The 19,622-nt window shown below is 38.9% G+C and carries 20 protein-coding genes and 1 tRNA gene; 6 read left to right on the top strand and 15 right to left on the bottom strand.

From position 1 onward, the window contains the following. Positions 1 to 19: 19 nt before the first annotated feature. From pth to DI076_RS20155, 9 genes are all read right to left on the bottom strand, one after another. Complete coding sequence (pth, locus tag DI076_RS12645) at positions 20 to 583, bottom strand: aminoacyl-tRNA hydrolase (protein ID WP_100719237.1); 564 nt, start codon at positions 581 to 583, stop codon at positions 20 to 22. Between the two features lie 19 nt (positions 584 to 602). Next, positions 603 to 1,235, bottom strand: a complete 633-nt coding sequence (locus tag DI076_RS12640; protein WP_100719236.1) for a 50S ribosomal protein L25/general stress protein Ctc — start codon at positions 1,233 to 1,235, stop codon at positions 603 to 605. A 17-nt stretch (positions 1,236 to 1,252) separates the two neighbouring features. Beyond that, positions 1,253 to 2,194 (bottom strand): ribose-phosphate diphosphokinase, encoded by a 942-nt coding sequence (locus DI076_RS12635; protein WP_108960182.1) that lies wholly within the window; start codon positions 2,192 to 2,194, stop codon positions 1,253 to 1,255. Beyond that, the gene (locus tag DI076_RS12630) at positions 2,191 to 2,952 is read right to left on the bottom strand and encodes a sugar phosphate nucleotidyltransferase (RefSeq protein ID WP_108960181.1); all 762 of its coding nucleotides are present in this window, start codon (positions 2,950 to 2,952) and stop codon (positions 2,191 to 2,193) included. Before DI076_RS12630 ends, DI076_RS12635 begins: the two co-directional genes overlap by 4 nt. A gap of 25 nt (positions 2,953 to 2,977) precedes the next feature. Further along, positions 2,978 to 3,053 (bottom strand) — tRNA-Gln (locus DI076_RS12625). 4 nt (positions 3,054 to 3,057) lie between these two features. Continuing rightward, on the bottom strand, positions 3,058 to 3,969 hold the full coding sequence (locus tag DI076_RS12620; RefSeq protein ID WP_108960180.1) for a 4-(cytidine 5'-diphospho)-2-C-methyl-D-erythritol kinase: 912 nt from the start codon (positions 3,967 to 3,969) through the stop codon (positions 3,058 to 3,060). Positions 3,970 to 3,979: 10 nt separating this feature from the next. Continuing rightward, complete coding sequence (locus tag DI076_RS12615; RefSeq protein WP_108960179.1) at positions 3,980 to 4,936, bottom strand: helix-turn-helix transcriptional regulator; 957 nt, start codon at positions 4,934 to 4,936, stop codon at positions 3,980 to 3,982. Next, positions 4,936 to 6,108, bottom strand: coding sequence for an ACP S-malonyltransferase (locus DI076_RS12610; protein ID WP_108960178.1), 1,173 nt, complete (start codon positions 6,106 to 6,108; stop codon positions 4,936 to 4,938). The genes DI076_RS12615 and DI076_RS12610 overlap by 1 nt, the downstream gene beginning before the upstream one ends. A gap of 118 nt (positions 6,109 to 6,226) precedes the next feature. Next, a complete protein-coding gene (locus DI076_RS20155) occupies positions 6,227 to 6,370 on the bottom strand; it encodes a hypothetical protein (protein ID WP_015677411.1) in 144 nt (47 codons plus the stop codon). 110 nt (positions 6,371 to 6,480) lie between these two features. On the opposite strand from DI076_RS20155, the gene DI076_RS12605 reads away from it, so the two are divergent. Both DI076_RS12605 and DI076_RS12600 read left to right on the top strand, forming a co-directional pair. Then, the gene (locus DI076_RS12605) at positions 6,481 to 8,142 is read left to right on the top strand and encodes a sodium:solute symporter family protein (RefSeq protein ID WP_245918413.1); all 1,662 of its coding nucleotides are present in this window, start codon (positions 6,481 to 6,483) and stop codon (positions 8,140 to 8,142) included. Between the two features lie 80 nt (positions 8,143 to 8,222). Next, the gene (locus DI076_RS12600; RefSeq protein ID WP_108960954.1) at positions 8,223 to 8,534 is read left to right on the top strand and encodes a hypothetical protein; all 312 of its coding nucleotides are present in this window, start codon (positions 8,223 to 8,225) and stop codon (positions 8,532 to 8,534) included. Positions 8,535 to 8,581: 47 nt separating this feature from the next. Here DI076_RS12600 and DI076_RS12595 read toward each other — a convergent pair whose 3' ends face one another. From DI076_RS12595 to DI076_RS20150, 6 genes are all read right to left on the bottom strand, one after another. After that, on the bottom strand, positions 8,582 to 9,367 hold the full coding sequence (locus DI076_RS12595; RefSeq protein ID WP_108960177.1) for a M23 family metallopeptidase: 786 nt from the start codon (positions 9,365 to 9,367) through the stop codon (positions 8,582 to 8,584). Continuing rightward, positions 9,324 to 10,742, bottom strand: coding sequence for a flavin-containing monooxygenase (locus DI076_RS12590; RefSeq protein WP_108960176.1), 1,419 nt, complete (start codon positions 10,740 to 10,742; stop codon positions 9,324 to 9,326). The genes DI076_RS12595 and DI076_RS12590 overlap by 44 nt, the downstream gene beginning before the upstream one ends. Before the next feature lie 193 nt (positions 10,743 to 10,935). After that, positions 10,936 to 12,360, bottom strand: coding sequence for a glycan biosynthesis hexose transferase WsfD (gene wsfD / locus DI076_RS12585; protein WP_108960175.1), 1,425 nt, complete (start codon positions 12,358 to 12,360; stop codon positions 10,936 to 10,938). A gap of 30 nt (positions 12,361 to 12,390) precedes the next feature. Further along, a complete protein-coding gene (locus tag DI076_RS12580; RefSeq protein ID WP_245918412.1) occupies positions 12,391 to 12,918 on the bottom strand; it encodes a hypothetical protein in 528 nt (175 codons plus the stop codon). 15 nt (positions 12,919 to 12,933) lie between these two features. Continuing rightward, positions 12,934 to 13,380 carry a thioredoxin family protein gene (locus DI076_RS12575; RefSeq protein WP_108960174.1) on the bottom strand — a complete coding sequence of 149 codons (447 nt, stop codon included), beginning with the start codon at positions 13,378 to 13,380 and terminating at the stop codon, positions 12,934 to 12,936. A 30-nt stretch (positions 13,381 to 13,410) separates the two neighbouring features. Further along, positions 13,411 to 13,560 (bottom strand): hypothetical protein, encoded by a 150-nt coding sequence (locus tag DI076_RS20150; RefSeq protein ID WP_012387282.1) that lies wholly within the window; start codon positions 13,558 to 13,560, stop codon positions 13,411 to 13,413. 118 nt (positions 13,561 to 13,678) lie between these two features. On the opposite strand from DI076_RS20150, the gene DI076_RS12570 reads away from it, so the two are divergent. The 4 genes from DI076_RS12570 to prfB are packed head-to-tail and all read left to right on the top strand — an operon-like array spanning position 13,679 to position 19,621. After that, positions 13,679 to 16,363: a valine--tRNA ligase gene (locus DI076_RS12570; RefSeq protein ID WP_108960173.1), complete on the top strand. Its 2,685-nt coding sequence runs from the start codon at positions 13,679 to 13,681 to the stop codon at positions 16,361 to 16,363. Further along, positions 16,353 to 17,630, top strand: coding sequence for a phosphoribosylamine--glycine ligase (gene purD / locus DI076_RS12565; protein WP_108960172.1), 1,278 nt, complete (start codon positions 16,353 to 16,355; stop codon positions 17,628 to 17,630). The genes DI076_RS12570 and purD overlap by 11 nt, the downstream gene beginning before the upstream one ends. Then, positions 17,631 to 18,470: a hypothetical protein gene (locus DI076_RS12560; RefSeq protein WP_108960171.1), complete on the top strand. Its 840-nt coding sequence runs from the start codon at positions 17,631 to 17,633 to the stop codon at positions 18,468 to 18,470. Between the two features lie 23 nt (positions 18,471 to 18,493). Then, complete coding sequence (prfB, locus tag DI076_RS12555) at positions 18,494 to 19,621, top strand: peptide chain release factor 2 (RefSeq protein ID WP_108960170.1); 1,128 nt, start codon at positions 18,494 to 18,496, stop codon at positions 19,619 to 19,621. Position 19,622: the final 1 nt, after the last annotated feature.

Below are 19,622 nucleotides of genomic sequence, written 5' to 3'. Positions count from 1 at the left end.
TCCGAAGATTAGACTACAATCAAAGGTGATATTTCTGAATCACTTCGTCGATATCCCCCATGGAAATCGAACGAATCGCCGCTTCAGCGTCATTGATGATCTGTATCAAACTCAGGTTCTCTAAAGGCTCAAAATCTTCACGTAAAAAATCTTCTCTTTTTTTCGGATTGTAGCTGGAATTAAGAACGCCGATCCGAATGCGAATGAAGTTAGGAGAACGTAATGAGACAGAAATCGAGTTTACCCCGGGATTTGTGTCATTTTCGCCACCTTTTGTGACGACGATTTGGCCTAGTTCCAGTCCCACATCTTCGTGGATCACGACGATGTCTTTGACTTGGATTTTGAGAAAGGAGGCAATGTAGAGGACAGACTCACCAGAGAGTTCGCTGAAGGTTTGTGGTTTGAGTAAAACCACTTCGTCCCCTTCAAAGTCACCTCGTCCAATGAGTGATTTTTTCTTTTTAGTTTTGATTTCGATGCCAATGTTGTTCGCAATGACATCAAGAATCTTAAAACCAATGTTAGATCGATTGTTGTTATATTTATCGCCAGGATTTCCCAGCCCTACAATTAACTTCATTGGTTCTTAAAAGTAGTTCTTACTTCTTAGCCGCTTTTTTAGCTGCTGGTTTGCCTTTGGCATCAGCTTCTGCTTTTTCCGCACGTTCAGCTGCTAGGATCGCTTTCGTTTTGTTACATGATGCAACAATCGGATCACCATTCACTAAGATTTCCCATGATTTTGGGTGTGGAAGTTCAGAAACTTTAATCATCATTCCAACATCAAGACCACTTACATCAACAGTGATCACGTCCGTAAGATCTTCTGGAGTAGACTTCACTTTGATTTCGTGAACTAAGTGTTCGAATTGACCACCGGCTTTTGAACCTTTTGCAACACCTGAAGTTTTGATCGCTACAGTTGTTTGGATTTTTTTACCTGGAGTCACTTTGTAAAAGTCAATATGACGAATTTGTCCTGTGTGAGGAAATCTTTGGATTTCTTTTACGAAAACTCGTTCCGATTTTCCGTCGAGTTCAAGGTCAATGAGAGTTGCCTTACGAATTCCGGAGTCGATAAGTCTTTGGATTTCTTTTTCGACAACACTTGCCGATTTTGCCTCACCGTTTCCGATGATGTTAGCCGGTACTAAACCTTCCACACGCATTCTTCTGGCAGGACCTTTTCCTGTTGAAGTTCTTGGTTGTGCTTTGATAGTGATTTTTTCCATGATTATGTTCCTTAAAGTTATGAAAACAGACTAGAGATTGATTCTTCGTTATGAATCCGCTCGATGGCTTTTGCAAAGAGTGGGGCGATAGAGAGCGTTTTCAAGTGATTTATTTTTTTGCTCTCGGGAATGGCGATGGAATTGGAGAGAACAATTTGTTTAAAATTGGCCTCATTGAGTTTTGATGGCGCTTCACCAGACAATACTCCGTGGGATGCACAACACAAAACAGATTTAGCTCCATTTTCATAGAGTGCTATTGCTGCTTTGGCAATGGTTCCACCGGTATCAATCATGTCATCGAGTAACAAACAATTTTTGTCTTTGATGTCACCGATCACATGCATCACAACCGACTCGTTTGCTTTTGGTCTACGTTTGTCGATGATCGCCAGAGATCCGTTTACTTTTTTACCAAAATTACGAGCACGTTCTGCTCCACCTGAATCTGGAGATACAATCACAAGATCATCCATCCCCAGTGAGTTGATGTACTCTGCGAGTACTGGTGAAAAATACAAATGGTCGACTGGAATGCGAAAGAATCCTTGGATTTGGTCCGCATGCAGGTCCATCGTGAGAACACGATCAGGTCCAACTGTTTCGATTAGATCAGCAACCATACGAGCAGAAATGGGAACCCGCGGTTCTACCTTTCTGTCTTGGCGTCCATAACCATAATAAGGAATGACAGCAGTGATACGACGAGCAGAAGCTCTTCTTGCAGCATCGATAATGAGTAAAAGTTCCATCAAACTGTCGTTTGCTGGGTAACTAATGGATTGAACTACAAATACATCACGGCCACGAACGTTTTCTTCGATTTTGACAGAACTTTCTCCGTCAGAAAATCGTTTCACCGAAATTTGACCATTAGGAATGCCTAAGTTTTTGCAGATTTCTTCTGCTAAAGGTCTATTTGCATTACCAGAAAATACTACGACTTCACTAGGATTCATACTCCAACCAACCCATTATCTATATATTGTTTCGCAAGTGCCAAATCATCAGGAGAATTGATTCCATGACTTTCTAAAGCATTGGTTAAAGTTTGTGCTCCAACCTTTTTCCCTTCATTTCGGAAAATCTTAATCACATCAGTGAGGTAATATTCTTTTTGTGCATTATTGTTTCCAATTTGTTTGAGTGCTCCAAAAAGATCTTCAGTATTAAAACAATAAGTGCCGGTATTCACTTCGTTTACGGCTTTTTCTTCGGTACTGGCATCTTTTTCTTCTACTATGCGAAGTAAACTTCCATCATCCGAAGACCGAATGATACGACCGTAACCAGTAGGGTTTTCCATTTTTGCGGAAAGAACTGTTGCTACATAACCATTGGTTTTATGGTGTTCGATGAGATTTGAAAATGAGGATGCTGATATCAGTGGTGCATCTCCACAAGCAACAATCGTATAACCAGTATATGGTGCGAGTTGTTTCTCTGCAGAAATCACTGCATGTCCAGTTCCTAGTTGTTCTGTCTGCTCTGCAAACTCAACACCTGGAAAGGATTTTGCAATGTCTGTGACAATATCTTTGCGGTAACCGACAACAACAACCTTTCGGCCTATGCCGGCGGATTCGATATTACGAAGAACGTGGAGTAAAAGTGGAGATTCGTTCAGTACAACCGCAACCTTGGGAAGCTCACTCTTCATTCGAGTTCCTTTCCCCGCCGCCAAAATAACAGCAGTTACAGTATTATGTAGGTTCATTTCGTTCTATCGGATCTTTTAAAACTGGCTGGCCTGCTAGGATTCGAACCTAGGGAATGGCGATACCAAAAACCGCTGCCTTACCGCTTGGCTACAGGCCAGTTTCTAAAAAGAGAACGTTCGAAATTCCATATTCGGGAATCGATGGGAAACATTGGGAAGGGCCTCGTTTCGTTTCCCTTCTGCCTTGTAAATGCCGTATAGACAAGAACCAGAACCTGAAAGAGAAGCAAAATCTGCTCCCGACTCAAAGAACCCTAATTTCAATTCCTTTAGTAAGGGTTGGGTCTGGAAAGCGATTTTTTCAAACTCGTTCTCTAGCCTGTTTTGCAGGTAAGCCCAATCCCCGACGTGAAGACTTCGAATTAAATCCTCTGCCAGAGATTTCCATACTTCGGAACCATAGGGTTTTTGTAAACTTTTTTGAAGGCCTGCGTACATAGAACCTGTAGATAATCCAAACGGAGGGATGGCCAAAATGCCAAACCCTTTGGCAACAGAAATTGGTTCCAAGACCTCTCCGATCCCACTCACAAAACAAGGTGAACTTTGGAGGAAAAAAGGCACATCGGCTCCGATGGATTTGGCTAAAACGATTTGTTCTTCTGGGTTCAGATTCGTGTAAGGGAAGAAATGGCGTAAAAACACACCTGCATTACTACTACCACCACCAATTCCCCCCTCAGGAGGCAGAAATTTTTCTAAGTGGATGGTGATTTGGATCGGTGTTTTGAAATGGGGTTTTAGTTTTGCAAAGGATTTTGCCAGGATATTCCGAGAAAGGTCTCCTCGTTCCGAAACGGCTTCAAACAAGTCATGCCGGTAACCTTGTAAATGGTTCACGGAATGGAATTCAAATCTAGATTCATTCCCTTTTGGTAACGATTCGATTTGGATTTCCATGGGATCACCAAAGTCAATGGGAACAAATACACTACGGATTTCGTGAAGTCCATCTTCCCGTTTGTAAGGAATCACCAAACCAATGTTAATCTTTGCATGGGTTTTGGTTAACAAAGGATAACCTCTAGTGTGAGATGGAGTCGTTTTGTTTCGAAAGAGAAATGGATTGTAAATGGAGTTTGATGGAGTCTTGGATTTCTTTTGGTTCCGCTACTAAAACAGAAGGACCATAACCCAGGATGGTTTGGATGAGCCAATTTTCATCTCGCATCGGAGTTTGGAACTGTCGATACATTGTGTTTCTAATTTGTTTTGTCTTCCCTGTTTCTTTGATTGGGAGTTTGAGTCCCAAATGATAGGAAGCAGAGTCTGTTACCCAAAGCGTTACATTTGTTTCGGAACTTGATTCTTTTTGAAACTTTTGTTGGAAACCAACTAAAAACTCACCAGCTGTTTCTGGTATTTTGGGAAAATCTAAATTGGTGAGAGTTACATCCAAAATGTAATCCAATCGGAAGGAACGAAATCCTTCCTTATTCACATCATACGCTAGTAAGTAAGATTCATTTTCTTCCAGTAATAACCAAGGAGCAAGAGTTCTTGTTTCCTTTTCTTTTGTATTTCGTTTCCAATAAACAATTGTTAGTGTTTTTTTGGAACGAATGGCATCTTGGATCATTTCTTTTGTTTTTTGATGAGGAGACCATTCTCCCGATGGTAAAACAGAATCTATTTTTTGTAAGATGGATTGTTTGGTTGAAGGATTTTCTTGGCCTTTCTCGGAAACAAGTAGAGAACGAAGGTTTGCCCATTCTTTAGGAGAAAGGGGAAGGGCAGAGTCAACTGCGATGGGGAGTCTAATTTTAACCTTATCACCATCAAAGTCTAAATCTACGGCATCTGATGGCGAATACGGATACATCTCAATCATATACAACTCTCCCAAATCTTTTTTGAGAGAGGAGATGGATTTGTGTCCCGTCACTCCTTGGATTTCTTCTAAAGACAATCCTTCTGGGTGGGAAGCCAGAAGGCGGATTAGATTTAATTTAGAAGCGGCCCGAGCTGTAGAAGGGTTCATTAAACTTCGAGAATCACCTTTAATTCTTTTGCGTTAGAAGCACATAAAGATTGTTTTTCGATGTTTTTTGCTTTGAGGTGTCCACCTGTAAGTCTTTGGCTCACAACACTTGGTCCAAAGTCAATGATGGTAGTAATTGCACTGTCGTTAAAAATAGGAGCGATCGCCAAATCCCAATAAAGTGGTTCAATGAGTACCATTTTGAATAGGATATCACGAAGATTTCCATCTTTTTGTAAATTATGACCATCGTAGATGCTGTAAACAGGAACTTTTAAGTCAGCACCAGTGTATGGGAAAGGAACCACAGATGCATCGTCTGCATTGAATTTATCTAGTGAAGATTCCATAAATGGGCAGTGGAAAGGTGCAGTTGTTTTTAAGTAGACAAACTTAAATTTCTTTTCGTCCATTTCAGCTTTCCATTGTTTACGGAAGGCGAGAAGAGAAGATGGAAGTGCCGAAAGAATCATCGAATCAGGCGTGTTGTAAAGAGAGATAAATACTGTATCTTGGCCTTTGAGTCCAAGAGATTCGTTTGTTTTTTTCACTCGGTCTTCGAGTTCATCTTTTGTATAACCAATCACAGCCACCATTGGTGCTGGATTTTTGTCACCGTTTGTCTCGTTTTCTTTGACGATGTCTTCGGAAACTTGGAAGTTAGGATATACTTTTTGTCCATTGAATCCAAGATAAAAAACAAATTTTAAAAAGTCTGAGTAAGCTTTTAAGAAATCTGCTCCTTCTTTTCCAAGACCCACAAGTGCAGATGCGATGACTCCTTGGCTATGACCACTGGCAGCACCAGTTGCTTTCATAAGTTCAGCAGTTGGGTAACCACGTTTGGAAACTAAAACATAGTTTGCAATTTGGGTCATAAAAATCCCAGGAACAGAAATAGGTGCACGTGCCAAATAATCTTCGTTTGGTGCTGCATCTGGATTTTCAATCCATGATTTAAAATCAAGTCCTTCGTTTAGGAGAGGGTTTTTTCCATCACGCGCTGCGATTTCACCAAGTGTTTTGAAACTAGTTTCGAAAAATTCTTTTAATTCTGGTTCTGCATACAATTTTACGAGTTCTTTGAGGTAAGGGGAACCCTGTCCTCCGAATTGAAGGAAAAATTTTTGCGAATTTTGGAGGGTACCGGTAAGGAGTTTTGCCGAAGTCATTGGATCTTCCTGAGAAATGATTTTTCTGTTACCGTACAGAGAGGACTTCCCAGAACAAGGAGAAAATTCCTGGAAGGACTGGTTGTACACCCCCAGGAATTAGATGTCAGGCTTAGATTTAGGCGGCTTTGCTTTGTTCTAAGTTGGATTTGATGCGTTCGTGGTCGAGGGCAAGGAGGACCGTATTTTCAAAATAGGTAGCAAAATCAATTCTCCCAGAAGCATAATCTTCATGGAGAAGGGCTAAGAGAAGGTAGAACATAGATCCTCCTGGTGGTTCCGAATCTATCAATGTGACATAATTCGAAAAGTCTTTTTCAAAGAAAGTGTTACTAGGTTTGTCGGCGACTTTGGAAAATTTTTAAGGAAAATATGGGGGGAGACCCCCTCTTTGGGATTTCCACTTTACAAAGTCTTTTTCTCGGATTCCCTTTCAAACCTATGTTTGTTGCCTTAAAGCCCATTGATTACGCGATCATCCTTGTATTTGTAGGTTTTATGGTGGTGATTGGGATGCTTTTGAAACGATCCATGAACCATTCTACGGATTTTTTACTGGCAGGGCGGAAAATCCCCAGCTGGATTACCGGGATTGCGTTCATTTCTGCCAATATTTCCGCCTTAGAATTGTTAGGAATGAGTGCGAGTGGGGCAGAATACGGGTTTTTGACCTTTCATTTTTATTACTTGGGTGCCATTCCAGGGATGATTTTTCTTGGGATCTTTATGATGCCGTTTTATTATTCTACAAAGATACGAAGTGTTCCCGAATACTTGCGATACCGTTTTAATAGACCAGCCCATCTCGTAAATTCACTCATCACATTGTTATCTCTTGCTTTGGGCTCTGGGATTTATCTGTATTCCTTATCCCTTGTGTTTGAAACCTTATTTGGTTGGAACCCGCACCTATCCATTTTATTTAGTGCCCTCATCGTTCTCATTTATACATACTTCGGTGGACTTAGTTCCTCCATTTATACAGAAGTGATGCAGTTTTTTCTAACTGTGCTCGGACTGTTTCCATTGGTCATTGTCGGCTTAACGAGATTAGGTGGTTGGGATGGTCTCATGCAAAAAATCCCAGAGTCACACAAACATATGTGGGTAGGTTTACCTGGTGGACAAAATGAACTTGGTTGGGATGTTTTAAGTGTGACTGTGGGACTTGGATTTGTTTTGTCTTTTTCCTATTGGACTTGTGGGTTTGCAGAAGTGCAAAGGGCAATGGCCGCAAAAGATTATAGAGCCGCAAGGAGAACACCACTCATCGGTGCAATGTTTAAATTATTTTTACCATTTCTCACTGTCATTCCAGGACTCATTGCACTTGCGGAATACTCCACAGAAATGAATGGAGAGTATAATAAAAGTTTTCTCATTTTATTAAAGAACTTTTATCCATCAGGTATGCTCGGTCTTGGCACAACGGCACTACTCGCTGCCTTTATGGCGGGGATGTCTAGTTCTGTAACAGCGATGAATACAATTTTTACATATGATATTTACCAAACCTACATTAGCAAAGATAAGGATGACAAAACATATTTAAAAATAGGAAAACAAAGTACGATGGTTGCGGTTGTGTTTGCCATATTCACTTCTTACATTGCGATGCAATTTGAAAACATCATGAACTACATTCAGTTGTTGTTTTCCTTTTTTAATGCTCCACTGATTTCGATTTTTTTACTGGGAATGTTTTGGAAAAAAGCATCCAAGTGGAGTGCTTTTTATGGGATGTTAGTGGGGACGGCAAGTGGGCTATTCCATTACTTTTTGTATGTTAACAATATGTTATCTTACAAATCGGATATGGTATCCAATTTTTATGGTGCAATCTATTCGGGTGTGTTTTGTTTTCTAGTGATGGTTGTTGTCAGTATCATCGAAAATGAGGATGAAACCAGAGACTTACATGGGTTAGTGTATGCAAACAGAGACAAAACCAATGCCTTCTGGGATCCGCGGATTTTGGCTTGGGGTGTGATCTTACTTGTCTTACTTGCAGGGTTTAATGTCGTTTTTGCATAAAGATTTATACATCCGTAATAAAATAGTAATTGAATACGAGTATTCTGAATCCTATGTTTGTTGCAGTATACACTAAGACCATGAAACCAAATCATTATACCGAAATTCCCTCTACATTTGAAGTTCAATTGGAATCATTAAAGGATTATGATTCGAAAAAACATATCAGTGCCAGGGGAATCAAATTTTTCCATCCTTATGACATTGAAGTGCCTTCGATTTTAAGAATCTCTTTAAAAATGATTTCGATGACAGGTTCTATTGACTTTCTTGTGAAAACCTTAAAGTCAGAGAAAGTAGATCAGGAAGACCTTTACGAAATCCATTGTAATTTTTATGACACAAATGCTGAAAAAGAAGACGAAGTATTGGAGTTTATCAGAAGCTTTTAAACGTAAAATTCGGTTTCTTGTTTGAATCGTTACCTCTAACGATTCCTTCAAAGGGTTCCGTTTTTTTCTCCCATCCATTGGAAGGTCTCTTCGCTAAATGACTTTTCATTGGGACCGTATTGCATAAGCCACCGAGTTGGTGGTAAAAATCCATCTGTATTGAGACCATAACCCCCACCTAACGGGGCACCAATTTTGGATCGTAACTCAAAGTGGAGGTGGGCGGGATAACTTCCCCCCGCATCACCAATGGTTCCAATCCATTCGGTTTTTTTCACAAGTTGGCCTGGTTCTACATCGATTGTGTGGAGATGGGCATAAACCGTTTCTAAATAATAGAATTTTCCATTTGGCAAATTCTGTTGGTGTACAATCCGAATCACTTTTCCCCAACCACCACCATAATCGGCAATTTCGGAAACCACCCCATTACCAAAAGCATACACTGGGGCTGCATAATCAGAGTCACCACCAGTGAGTGCATTCCAATCTTCACCTAAGTGTTTTCGGCCACCAAACTTTGCATTTTCGACCCCAAACTTTTGCGCTAGGTAATACCCATCCGCATACTTTCCCCCTACAGGAAATTCAAAGTCGATGGCATGAAAGGTTGGGTACCGTTTGAGGATCGGAAACGGGTCAGTGGTTCGTACTTCCCCAGATGCTTCCATCCAACCAAAAAGTGGATTCCCTTGGTAGGAATACCCTTTGGAGGCACAACCTGTTCCTAGGATGAGAAGTGTTAGGAAACAGATTGTGTGTTCATACAAACGTGACAAACGGATTGTTTTACTTGGATACCAACTGCTTTTGTTTGCGGGAAGAAGGAACATGGCTCTTCTCTGAATGGTACAGGGCACGTGCTTCGATTGGCAAATGGTTTCCTTCCTTCGCTGCTCTTTTTTTGCCTTGTTCCATTTCTTTTTTCATATCATACAAAAAACTATCGTAGTCCACTTGGATGGTATGCCTTGTACTATTCACATACCTTTTTTTCATCGCTTTCTCATCTTTTAGAATGCTTTTTTCCATTTCTTCCTGAGATGGTAAAACGTAGTTTCCAGTCAGGTATTGGGAGATCCATTTTCCTTGGCATTCGGCCAGTGGCATAATTGCACCTAACGGTTGCATGAGGCCCACAAAAAACAAATTATTGATTCCGGGTTTGATCATTTTGTAATAGAGTGGGATGTAATTGTTTGGTGCAGAGAGAAAATCTTCTTCAAAAAAAGGAAATTTGATATTGTACCCTGTGCAGTAGATCAAAACATCTGCTTCTTCCTCGGTGCCATCAGCAAAGGCAATTTTTTTACCACGGAGTTCGGTGATGACAGGTTTTGGTTTGATATCACCGCGACCAAGTCTTACAAGTAAGTCTTGGGAAATGGTTGGGTGAGCAGATCCAAATTTATGGTCTGGTTTTGGTAAACCAAAGTCTTCCATTTTCCCCACTCCAAAACGAATGAGAAGGTGAGCGAGTGTTTGTTGGATGAAAAAAGGAACCCAATGTGGAGTGTATTCGGTTAATTTGTCTAAGGGTTTTCCAAAGAGATAATTGGGGATGACATATGCACCTCTCCTTGCGGACAAAAATACTTTTTTAGCAACACCTGGTCTTGATAATTCGACAGATATATCCATGGCGCTATTCCCCATTCCAAGAACCACTACGTTTTTCCCTTCACAGTTAACAGGTGTTTTTGGGTCTACATAGGAATGCGAATGGATGGTTTGGCCAGAAAATTTTCCCGGGAAAGCAGGGTCTGGCCAACGTTCACTCCAGTGGTGGCCATTGGCAACAACTAACACGTCATAGATTTGAGTGGGTCCTTTTTCGGGAGTGATCCTCCAAAGTCCATCTTCTGTTCGTTCTGCTTTTTTCACTCCGTTTTTGAATTGGATGTGTTTACGAAGCCCAAAGTGGTCTACATAGGATAAAAAGTATTGTTGGATGGGTTCATGGTTGGGATAATCAGGGTAGTTTGTTGGCATTGGGAAATCACGGTATTCCATTCTGTCCCTATGAGTGTTGATGTGTAGGGATTTATAAATATTACTGAGGCCGTTGTCATTTTTGTAACGCCAGTTGCCACCTACATCACTTCCCTTTTCATAACAATCAAACGGAATGCCGTGTTCTTTTAAGGATTTGATGACGGTGATTCCAGAAGAACCAGCTCCAATTACACATACTTTAGGAAGTGCCATAAGGGATCTCTCTTACTTTAGTTACAGATTTATTTTAAGGACAAATGGTTAGAATCAAGAACATCGTTATCAAGTAGATTTTGTAAAATGATAGAAAAAAGTAACTGAATTGAGCTTAAATAGGCGACACATCGATCCTGAACCAAAGGAAAATTGTGAAATTCCCAATGATTAGAAAAAATTCAAATGTGAATTAGAATGTCTTTCGAAATAGGTATTTGGTTTCCTTTAGAAAAACAAATAAAATTTCAAATGATAAGGAACAATAAAAGTATAAGAAGATAAAATAAAAAACAAACAAATGTTTTGTTAGTTCAAATGTTCCATCACCGAAAATGGTTGCATAAAAGCTAAGATAAAGTAACACGATTGTGATTAAGTATTGTTTGACGGGAAAATATTTCCTTACATTTGGAGTTAATAACAACATAAAGATAAAAATAGGTATATAGAATAAATTAGTAAAATACTGACTTTGTAACTCTATGATTTGATGGTTTAGAGTAAAAATATGATCCTCTAATTTGCCTTCTTCTGTCTGTGGGTATTCAAAGTTGATCCATCCTTTTGTTTCAATGAGCGCATGATTGGTTAAATCAAAAAACAAATTTGGATTTTTCATTAAAAATAATATTAATTTTGAATACCCAATTTCCGTGATCTCAGGGCATGGATGGCCATTCCAGAATTGACCTTCAAACCAATTTTTGCCAATGTAATTGTCACATTGTTTGTTTAATTGAAAATTTTCTTGAATTTGTGATTGTTTGGAATATTTAAAAATAAATCCTAAAATCGTATTTGTTTTATTAATTTCCTTAATAAATGAATCATCATAATGACTTTTGTTATAAAGTAAAACACTACTAACCAGAGTTATAGTTACGATAGTAACATATTTGGAAAGTTGTGTTTTTCTTTTGGTCCTATTCCTCTTAATGAAATAAAAAATACTTACGCCGATAAAAACAATGGCTAATGGAGAATATTGTTTTTTCGTAAAAAAGAGAAGAATGGCAAAGAAGAATAAAAAGAAATTAAGTTTATTGTTATAACTAATTTGAAGTTGAGATAAGATAATGAAGAGAAATGTTAAAAAGATGATTCCCGCGGGTTCAGCATAAAATGTATTAAAATAGAGTAAAACAGCTGGGTCGGAAATTAAAAACGTTAATATTAAAATCTGGACTTTCTGAAAAGTAGACAGTCGATTCTTCAAATGAAATAAAATTAAAAATATAACGATAGAGAGAATACGAACGATTCCGATCGATTCTAATTGAAATTTCTCATTTAAAATGGCTGAGTATAAAAATGTAGGGAATTGAAATATGAGTTCAGTGCTTACAAAACACGAGTCAAAATCGTATTCAATTAATGGATTGTTAAAAAAACCTTTGTATTCATATTCTCGGATCGGTTTACTATGTGCTTTTTCGATTAGTGAGTTGTCTACAGGGAAGACAGCATAACATCTTGTATATCGATTCGCATCAAAATTGTTGGCATATCCTTTTAGTGGTGAAGAAATGAGAAAGAAGATAGATTTAATTAGGAAACATATAAGGATAGAATAGTATAGATATGTTTTTAGCTTAGATTGAAAAATTTTTTCCATTTGGAATCGGATTTACTTAATTTTTTGCTATCACAAACTTTCTAAAAAATCCTTCACTTCCTTTTCAACATTTGAAATTTGAATTTTTGTGATTTTTCCCTCTTTCAATTGGATCATTGTCACTGAACCTTTTGTCCTAGGAAATGGATCTGCTAACTTTTCTTCTCTCACCAAACGAAGTGTATATGGATAGGATTTCATTTTAGGTAGAGCCACAAATCTTGTGATGAGGCTTGGCATTCTATGAATGTCGGAAATAAGAACTGCTTGTTTGGATTCCAAATACCCTTTGTTTTCCTTCTCCAGGATGGGATGGATGATTTTACTCGCATCCATATCCGAAATGAAGAATACTTTAGTGGTTTCCTTTGGGATGGGACTTGGTTCTTCCCATTGGTTGGTATAAGGAATTTCTGGGAGTGAGTCACCAACTTTCAAAGTTTGGATTGTCGGTTCTTCGGCCATGAGAGAAGAAACAACCAAAATGTTAAAAAGGAAAAGGAGTTTGAATGCAATTGAGAGTGAACGTGTTAGATTCATTGGAGTATTTAGTTTCATTATGTTTCCTTTTTTTTACAGTTTATATAAATATGCGAGCACTTGTTCTTTTGTCATCTTACTTGCGTTAGAGAATTCACCACCTTTTGTAGAAGTTATGAATTCCCCTTTGGGTGAGATAACAACAAGCGATGGGATTCCATTTTGAATTGGATTTCCTAGTTGTTCGTTGAGGCTTAGATTTTGATCAAAACGACCTACATCAACCTTCATCACTACAAATTCTGAATCGAGTAAAGTTTTGGTTTCTGGATCTGCAAAAATTCCATCTAATGCCTTACAGTCGGGGCACCAATCCGCGCCAAAAATAACGATGAGTTTTCGATTTTCTGAACTAGCTTTCGCTAGTGATGTATCGAATTGAGTTAGAATTATGTCTCTTTGTTTGGAGCAGTAAGAACTAGGGAGAAGTGTGATACTCAAGAAGAGGAGCGAAAGAATCGATTGGAATCGGTGTTCCATAAAAAATGCGGAAGAATCCTTCCGCTTCGATTATTTTTTCGCGATTTCTTTTAAGATTTCTTGTCTTTTTTTGTCTTTCTCGATGTGAGAAAGAGACAACCAATCACGTTTCAATTGTTTCTCTGAAACACCTTTGAAGGTTGCATATTTACCGAGGATTTTTGCTGTTTTTGCGTTCATGCCGACCAGATTCTTTTAGTCCAGCTTTCTGTCAATGCGAACCTAAAGGACTTTGTTTCATCCTTGACCCCAATACTCACTGCGAAACATAGTAAAGTCCAAGAAATCGATCGACCTTATGAAATCACATCTACCTGACCGTTACGATCCTGAATCTGTAGAACCAAAGTGGAACCAAATCTGGGAAGAAAAAAAAACCTTTGCTCCTGATACTTCGCGAGGAGAAACTTTTTCCATCGTCATCCCACCACCAAATGTCACAGGGAATTTGCACATTGGGCACGCTCTCAATCATACAATCCAAGACATCATCATTCGCATTGAACGGAAAAAAGGGAAAAATGTAGTTTGGGTTCCAGGTATGGACCATGCTGGTATTGCTACACAGGTCGTAGTAGAACGTGAGTTAGCTAAAGAAGGTAAATCCCGAACTGATTTTACGCGTGAAGAATTTATAGAAAAAGTTTGGGAATGGAAAGCACATTCAGGTGGAATGATTGCCAAACAACAACGGTTACTCGGTGAGTCTGTTGATTGGTCCAAAGAACGTTTTACATTTGATGAAGGTTTATCTAAAGCAGTCATCAAAGTGTTCCGCACATTATTTGATGAAGGTTTGATTTATCGAGGGGAACGGATCATCAATTGGTGCCCTGTAACCAAAACTGCCATTTCCGATATTGAAGTAGAATACAAAGAAAAACAAGGCAAACTTTATCATATCCGATATCCCAAAGCTGAATTCAAATCCAAAGACCCAAAAACATTGAGTTCAGGGGAATACATTGTTGTGGCAACAACAAGGCCAGAAACAATGTTTGGTGACGTGGCGGTTTGTGCTCACCCAGATGACAAACGTTATTCGGCATTAAAAGGTAAATTTGTCTTTTTGCCGATCGCTGAAAAAGAAATTCCAGTTTTGTTTGATTCTTTTGTAGACCAAGAGTTTGGATCAGGTCTTGTGAAAATCACACCGGCCCATGACCCGAATGACTATGAAGCTGGCCAAAGATTAAATCTCACACCGATCAATATCATGAATTTGGATGGAACCCTAAATTCATTCGCAGGGAAATACAATGGACTCGATCGATTTGAAGCGCGAAAACGTGTGGTGGAAGAGTTAGAATCCAAAGGTTATATTGAAAAAATTGAAACCCATGTCCATAGTGTCGGGCACAACCAAAGAGGGGGAGCCGTCATTGAACCATTGTTATCTACACAGTGGTTTGTCAAAATTGAATCCCTTGCAAAACCAGCAATTGAAGTTGTAAAATCAGGGAAGGTTCAGTTCCAACCAAAGATGTGGGAAAAAACCTATTTTGAATGGATGGAAAATATTCGTGATTGGTGTATTTCTCGGCAATTGTGGTGGGGTCATCGTATCCCTGCTTATTATGCACCAAACGGTGATATGGTGGTTGCTGAGTCTTTGGAAGAAGCCATTTCCTTATTTCAGAAAAAAGGAATCTCAATTACTGCTGATACCATCAAACAAGACGAAGATGTTTTAGACACTTGGTTTTCTTCTGGGCTTTGGCCGTTTTCTGTTTTTGGTTGGCCAGAGAAAACAGAAGAACTCAAACAGTATTACCCCACTTCAGTTTTAGTCACTGGTTTTGATATCATCTTCTTTTGGGTCGCTCGTATGATTATGAACGGACTCAAATTTATGGGTGATGTCCCGTTTCATAAAGTGCTCATCCATGGTCTTGTTCGCGATAAAGACGGAAAGAAGTTTAGTAAGTCACTCGGTAATGTAGTGGATCCTTTGGATATGATGTCCAAATACGGAACGGATTCTTTCCGATTTTTTTTGGCAGCTGTGTTACCAGAAGGAAAAGATATTCTCTTCGACGAATCTAGATTAGATGGTTATCGTTCCTTTTGTAATAAAATTTGGAATTCTAGTCGATTCATTTTTATGAATTTGCCAGAAGACTTTTCTCCCAAAGAACCTGATTTACATACATTGGAAGATACAGACCTTTGGATCTTAAATGAATTTGATTTGATGCTTGGTCGGTATGAAAAGGCATACTCTGGTTACCTTTTCTTTGAAATGGCAAATGCCATTTATGATTTCGTATGGGGTTCGTTTTGCGATTGGTATTTGGAACTCACGAAGGCTCGTGTGTACGGAAATGTCACACCAGAGTCTGCGGAGAAAGCACGCCAAGTGCTTGTGAGTGTTTTAAAAAAATCACTCGGACTCCTTCATCCCTTTATGCCATTTATCACAGAGGAAATCCATTCCCTTCTTGAGTCGAAGGAACTCGCAAAAACAGAATTTCCAAAAGCCTATGGAGTTTCGCAATTCTCACCAGCAGTGGTTCGGATGGAACTTGTTCGTGAGATCATTACCAAAATTCGAAACATGCGTGCAGAGCTCGGAGTAAAACCTGAGAAAAAATGTAAGGTCATCCTCAAGTGTGTAAACAAAGAGTTAAAAGAAATGATGGAACGTGAAAGTAAATCCATCCTACAACTTTCCAAAGCAGAAAGTTTAGAATTTCTGGAATCATATGAACTCAAAAACACTGACTCAGTAGGTGCATTCTCGATTGGAGAAATCATCCTTCCACTCGAAGGGATTTTTGATTTTGAAAAGGAAAAACAAAGATTGGAAAAAGAAAAAAAACAAATCCAATCCGAGATGGAAAAGTTAGAAAACAAAATCAACAATCCATCCTTTTTGGAAAAAGCAAAACCAGATGTGGTAGAGAAAGAAAGAGAAAAGTATAATACTTGGAAAGAGAAATTAGAAAGTACAGTTAGGGCGTTAGAAAAAATTGGAACATAGATATAAAGTTTTACTTCTCGGAAGTGGTGGCAGGGAACACGCGTTAGCGGACGTGATCTTAAACTCCAATTCTTTGGAATCTTTGAAAGTATTCCCTGGAAATGGAGGATTTGCAACGGAGCTCCTGCTAGGAGCAGATGAAATTTCGATTACCGATAAAACCAAATTTTTAGAATATTTAAAGGTTTCCAAAACCAATCTGGTGGTTGTAGGTCCAGAAGATCCACTTGTGAATGGAATAGCTGATTGGTGTGCAGAAGTTGGAATCCCTTGTTTTGGACCATCTGCGTATTGTGCACAGGTGGAAGGTAGTAAACATTTTGCAAAAGAAATGATGAAACGTGCCAAAGTACCCACAGCTTCATTTGCAGTGTTTACCGATCATGAATCGGCTTGGAGTTATGCTCAAAAAGAAATTTTGCCAATGGTTGTGAAAGCAGATGGTTTGGCAGCGGGAAAAGGTGTTACTGTAGCTTTTGATTTAAAAGAAGTCAAAAGAGCCTTAGATGAAATATTTTTAGAATCAAAATTTGGTCAAAGTGGAAACAAAGTTGTGATTGAATCCTTTTTAGAAGGGGAAGAAGCTTCTTTATTTGTCATTACAGATGGGGAAAGATACATGTGTTTGCCTGCTGCCCAAGACCACAAACGTGCTTACGATGGAGACATTGGACCAAACACAGGTGGGATGGGAGCTTATGCACCAGCACCAATTGTGACTGATGTTGTTCTCTCAAAAGTAAAATCAAGAATCATCGAACCAATGTTAGAGGATTTTCGTAACTCAGGACATCCTTACAAAGGGCTTTTATACGTGGGACTAATGATCACAAAAGAAGGAGAACCCAATGTGGTTGAATTCAATTGTCGGTTTGGTGATCCTGAAACACAATGTGTGTTACGATTACTCGATGAAGACATTTTACCGATTTTTTATGCATCTGCTACTGGCAATTTACCAGAACGGAATTTAAAATTGAAATCTGGGTCTTCTGCGATTGTTGTACTTGCGGCAAAAGGGTACCCTGATGCTCCTGAAAAAGGAATGGTGTTAGAAATTCCACCAAACGAAGGAAATGTGGTAGTTTACCATGCGGGAACAAAAAAAGAAAACCTTACCCTACTCGCAAGTGGTGGGCGAATCCTTGGGATCACATCCTTTGGATCTAGTTTAAAAGATGCCATCAATGATTGTTATGTATTTCTATCGAAAATAAAAGCACCAAATACATTTTATCGAAAAGATATTGGTAGGAGAGCTCTGTAAGTGCCATTTAGTCTCTCAGGAAATTTTAAATCTTGCGAACGGTCTAAACTTCGTAATTTTGAAAAACACCTAGGGATTATTTTATCTGAAAACCAAACTCAACTCCAACAACATTTGATGATTCGAAGAGCTCTGCAAAACTTAAGTGGTTCTGTCAGTGTTTTGTCAAGTCTCAGTCGCCAAGAGTTACTTTCCTTCATCTTCATTTTAACTCAGTTTGGTGATATTACTCGCACGGAAACACCACCAGAGTATTTATTATTAGAATCCATTCCTTATGTGATTGAATGGTCAAAGGGTCATTATATGATCCCACTTGAAATTTTGGAACATTTGGCTCATGAAAGGATTTTTAAAGACCAAGGGTATTTGTTTGCACTCATTCCTGCCCTTCCCATCAAAGAAAAAAAATCTTGGATCAGGTGGATAGGTGTAGATTTTGAAAAGGGTGGCGACAGGGATTTGAATTTTGAAATTTATTTCCAATGCCGTGTATTACAAAAACCTTTTTTAGGTAAGTCACTTGTGCAAGAATCTGAGATTCGATTGGAACAAATTTGGCCACGTGGCAAAAACGAATACATTGATTGGTTTTATAAAGGTTTATCTACATTCTATTATGCAATGGAAGAGATGAGCCGAAAAGAAAAGGATCCATTTTTACTACATGTAATTGAACTCATCAAATCAGGAAAATTCATTCTGAAACGGTTGCCTGATAGTTATGGAAAAGAATCGACTTATTCTCTAGTTGGAACTGTGGAAGGAAATACTCCTCAACTGAGAGAAATCACATTCCAATGGGAAGTGGAACGTTTACGTAAAGATTCTTTGTTTTAATCTACACTTCGGATTTACGCATTATGGATAGATCATTAAAAGACTTAAAAAAACAAACAAATGAAATGATAGAAACATTTCAAACCTACTGGGCAGCCCAAAATTTCCAAGAGGATTATGATCGTTTGGTGTCCTTAATTGAAAAGGCAAACGATCCAAAATTATGGGATTCACCTGACCAAGCTAAAAACGTAACTCAAAAACGAAACGAATTACAATTAAAATTGGATCCATGGTTGGATTTAAAAAAAGAACTTTTAGATTTTCCAGACTTAATTGAACTCACTTCTGAAGAGATGGGAGAGTCTGGATTAAAATCATTAAATGATGATTTTGATAGAATGTTTGAGTCATTTGAAAACTTGCAAATGTTAGATGCTTTGTCTGGCAAAGATGATGGAAAAGCAGCTTTTATCAATATCCATCCAGGAGCGGGTGGAACTGAATCACAAGATTGGGCCGATATGTTACTTCGAATGTACACAAGGTTTTGTGAACAAAAAGGATACCGAGCAGAACTTGTGGACTACCAACCGGGTGAAACCGCTGGAATCAAAAATGCAACACTTTACATCCAAGGGGATCATCCATTTGGGTATTTAAAATGTGAATCGGGAGTCCACCGCCTTGTTCGTATTTCTCCCTTTGATTCGAATAAACGTAGGCATACTTCTTTTGCTTCAGTTTATGTAACACCAGAAGTGGATGATGATATCCAAGTGAACATCGAAGAAAAAGATCTTCGTGTCGATGTGTATCGATCTTCGGGAGCTGGTGGTCAGCACGTGAACACCACAGACTCTGCTGTTCGGATCACACACATTCCAACAGGAATTGTTGTCTCGTGCCAGATGGAAAGGTCACAAATTAAAAACCGTGATACCGCAATGAAGATGTTAAAAGCACGTCTTTACGAAATGGAAAAACAAAAAGCGGAAGAAGAGAATGCCAAAAAAGCAGGGGAAAAACGTGACATTGCTTGGGGTTCACAAATTCGAAGTTATGTGTTTCATCCTTATAACTTGGTAAAAGACCACAGAACCGATTTTGAAACAGGAAACGTCCATGCGGTGATGGATGGCGACCTGGAAGATTTTATCATTGCCTATTTAAAATACCTGACAAATCAGAAGGCAAACGCTAAAGTATAAT

The organism is Leptospira ellinghausenii (assembly GCF_003114815.1).
In the GTDB taxonomy this organism is placed as follows: Bacteria; Spirochaetota; Leptospiria; order Leptospirales; family Leptospiraceae; genus Leptospira_A; species Leptospira_A ellinghausenii.
Note: the sequence above shows the minus strand (reverse complement) of the source record. Positions and strands in the feature narration are given on the sequence as shown.